The following is a 3,518-nucleotide window of genomic DNA, read 5'->3' on the forward strand; positions in this document are numbered from 1 at the left end:
CCACGCCAGGCCCGGTCGCCTATGGCAAGGGCGGCACCGAGCCCACCGTCACCGACTGCTCGATCATCCTGGGCTATATCGACCCCGACTTCTTCCTGGGCGGGACGATGGCGCTGGACCGCGCTGCGGCCGTGGCAGCGCTCAAGGAGAAGGTCGCGGACCGGCTGGGCCTCTCGGTCGAGGAGACCGCGGCGGCGGTCCTGGCACTCGCCACCGAGAAGATGGTCGGGGCCATCGACGAGATCACCGTCAACCAGGGCATCGACCCGTCCACGGCGATCCTGATCGGCGGCGGCGGTGCTGCCGGCCTGAACGCGGTGGCGGTGGGCAAGCGCCTGGGCTGCGCGGGCGTGCTCATTCCGGAGGCAGGTGCCGTCCTCAGCGCCGCCGGTGCCTTGATGTCGGAACTGTCGTCCGACTATGCGCAGATGCTGTTCACGGTGAGCGACCGCTTCCAGTTCGACGGCGTGAACGAGGTGCTGGCGAACCTGGCGAGCCGTTGCCAGGCCTTTGCCGCGGGGCCCGGCGAGGGTGCGCTCGAGGTCGTCACCGAGTTCTCGGTGGAAGCGCGCTATCCGCACCAGATCTGGGAGATCGAAGTACCGCTCGGCAAGGGCCGGATCGAGGGCCAAGCGGAGTTGGACGCGCTCAAGCAGGCCTTCCACGCCACGCACAAGGACATCTTCGAGATTTCCGATCCCCATTCGGAGGTCGAGTTCGTCACCTGGCGGGCCAAGGTGCGCTGCCGGCTGCGCGAGGGCGGCAGCGGCCGCCTGCCCACCCCTGAAGGCAGCGGGCCGATGATGGCCAGGCGCCAGATCTATTTCGCCGCCACCGGCTGGGCGGATGCGCCGGTGGTGCGGTTCGAGGCAATGGCGGCGAATGAGCCGGTGACGGGGCCGGCGGTCATCGAATCCTCGTTCACCACCGTGGTGGTCGATCCGGACACAACCGCGGTACGCACCGAAGGTGGCGGTCTGCGGGTCACGTTCTGAGCGGGAGGACGACCATGACCGCTTCCGCTGCCCAGAAGGCCCGCGATGGCGTGCGCACCGCGATCCTCTCCAGCCGTATGGAGAGCATCGCGCGCAAGATGCAGAACACGCTGTTCCGCACCGCGCGCTCCGGCATCCTGAACACCGCGCACGACTTCTCCTGCGTGATCCTGACCGCCGACTGCCGCTTCCTGGCGGCCGCCGAGAGCCTGCCGATCCATACGCTGATCGGCCCGGACCTGATGTGCCAGGCGGTCAAGAGGCACCATCCGGCGCTGAAAAGGGGTGACTGCTTCCTCCACAACAGCCCGTACGAGGGCAATTCCCACGCCGCCGACCACTGCCTGATCGTGCCGGTGGTCGACGACGACGGGATCCTGCGCTTCTTCGTGCTGGCCAAGGCGCATCAGGCGGACTGCGGCAACTCCCGGCCATCCACCTATCTCGGCGACGTGGTCGACGTGTACCAGGAAGGTGCGCTGATCTTCTCGGCGACCAAGATCCAGTCGGACTACCAGAACAACGACGACATCATCCGGATGTGCAAGGCGCGCATCCGCGTGCCCGAGCAGTGGTGGGGCGACTACCTGGCCTCGCTCGGCTCGGTACGGATCGGCGAGCGCGAGCTGCTGGCGCTTGGCCGCGAGGTCGGCTGGGATGTGCTGGAGAACTATGCCGAGGCATGGTTCGACTATTCCGAGAAGAAGATGGTCGACGCGATCGGCCGGCTGAAGAGCGGGCGCCGGGAGATCCAGGCGGCGCACGACCCGTTCCCCGGTGTGCCGGATGGCATTCCGGTCAAGGTCGATGTCGCGATCGATGCCGAGGCCGGGAAGATCACGGTCGACCTGCGCGACAACCCGGACTGCCAGCCCTGCGGCCTGAACCTGACCGAGGGCACCTCGGTCAGCGCCGCCATGGTCGGGATCTATAACGGCATCATCGACCACGGCGTGCCAGCCAATGCCGGCAGCTTCCGCCGGATCGAGGTGCTGGTACGGGAGAATTGCTGCGTGGGCATCCCGCGTCATCCCTTCTCCTGCTCGGTCGCCACCACCAATCTCGCCGACCGAGTCTCCAACCCGGTGCAGCGCGCCATCGCCGAGATCTCGGCCGGCCATGGCATGGCGGAGACCGGGCCGATCATGGCGCCAGGCATGGGCGTGATCTCCGGCAAGGACCCGCGCAACCACGACGAGCCGTTCGTGAACCAGGTCCATATCGGTGTCACCGGCGGGGCCGGCACGGCGGTCACCGACGGCTTTTTGTCGATCATCCATGCCGGCAATGCCGGCATGTGCCGGATCGACTGCATCGAGGTGGACGAACTGCACCATCCGATCTTCATCAAGGCCCGCTATCTCGTCCCGGACACGGAGGGGGCCGGCACGTTTCGCGGGGCACCCTCGGCCTATACCGAGCTCGGGCCGATCGAGAACTGCACCATGCAGGTGCTCTACACCGCGGACGGCACCATCAACGTCGCCGAGGGCACCCGTGGCGGCGGCAAGGGCGGCCCCGTGCGGGCGATGAAGCGCGAGCTGGACGGCAGCCTGACGAACCTGCCGCCCTGCTACGGGGTGACGCTGAAGCCCGGCGAGCTCGTGGTGTCTTACTCGGCCGGCGGTGGCGGCTATGGCTCACCGCTGGAGCGCGATCCGGCGCGGGTCCTGCACGACCTGATGGAAGGCTGGATCAGCGAAGAGCGGGCCAGGTCGGTCTATGGCCTGGTCACCACCGGCAGCCTGGCCGACGGCACGCTCGCGGTCGACGAGGCGGCCACGCGCAGCTTGCGTGTGTCGCTGCGCCAGGCCCAGTGAGACGGAGGGAGGAAGGCCGATGGCCGTGACCAACGTCGACAAGCGGGCCGGCTGGGCGCGCGAGGGCGTGCGGATGGCGATCATCTCCAACCGCATGGAGAGCATCGCCCGCAAGATGCAGAACACCCTGTTCCGCACCGCGCGGTCCGGCGTGCTCAACACCGCGCACGACTTTTCCTGCGTGGTACTCACCGCAGATTGCGAGCTTTTAGCGAGCGCCGAAAGCCTGCCGATCCACACGCTGATCGGGCCGGACATCATGTGCCGGACCGTGAAGAACTATTACCCGGAGCTGAAGGCCGGCGACTGCTTCCTCCATAACAGCCCCTACGAGGGCGATTCCCATGCCGCCGACCACTGCCTGATCGTGCCGGTGGTCGACGAGGGCGGCACGCTGCGCTTCTTCGTGCTCGCCAAGGCGCACCAGGCCGACTGCGGCAACTCCCGGCCCACCACCTATATGGGCCACGCCAAGGACGTGTACGAGGAAGGCGCGCTGATCTTCTCAGCGGCCAAGATCCAGTCGAACTACCAGGACAACCAGGACCTGATCCGCATGTGCCGGGCGCGCATCCGCGTGCCGGAGCAGTGGTGGGGCGACTATCTGGCGACGCTGGGTGCGGTGCGGATCGGCGAACGTGAGCTTCTCCAACTGGGCCAGGAGGTCGGCTGGGAGACGCTCGAGCAGTACGCCGCCGGCTGG

The 3,518-nt window shown here is 67.6% G+C and carries 3 protein-coding genes; all 3 read left to right on the forward strand.

Translation table 11 applies throughout. The annotated features are described in order from the left end of the window. Positions 1 to 995 (forward strand): hydantoinase/oxoprolinase family protein (locus EQG76_RS19150; RefSeq protein ID WP_321573489.1); only part of this gene is annotated, 995 nt, incomplete at its 5' end. 14 nt (positions 996 to 1,009) lie between these two features. Then, positions 1,010 to 2,815 carry a hydantoinase B/oxoprolinase family protein gene (locus EQG76_RS19155; protein ID WP_159715961.1) on the forward strand — a complete coding sequence of 602 codons (1,806 nt, stop codon included), beginning with the start codon at positions 1,010 to 1,012 and terminating at the stop codon, positions 2,813 to 2,815. 19 nt (positions 2,816 to 2,834) lie between these two features. Beyond that, positions 2,835 to 3,518, forward strand: a 684-nt coding sequence (locus tag EQG76_RS19160; RefSeq protein WP_200840941.1) for a hydantoinase B/oxoprolinase family protein, incomplete at its 3' end; no start/stop codon positions are given.

The sequence above is a fragment of the Geminicoccus flavidas genome, assembly GCF_009806515.1.
Taxonomy (GTDB): Bacteria; Pseudomonadota; Alphaproteobacteria; order Geminicoccales; family Geminicoccaceae; genus Geminicoccus; species Geminicoccus flavidus.

Bases quoted from the DNA above. Each gene is read 5' to 3' on its own strand.
- EQG76_RS19155 (WP_159715961.1), top strand. From the start codon at position 1,010: ATGACCGCTTCCGCTGCCCAGAAGGCCCGCGATGGCGTGCGCACCGCG.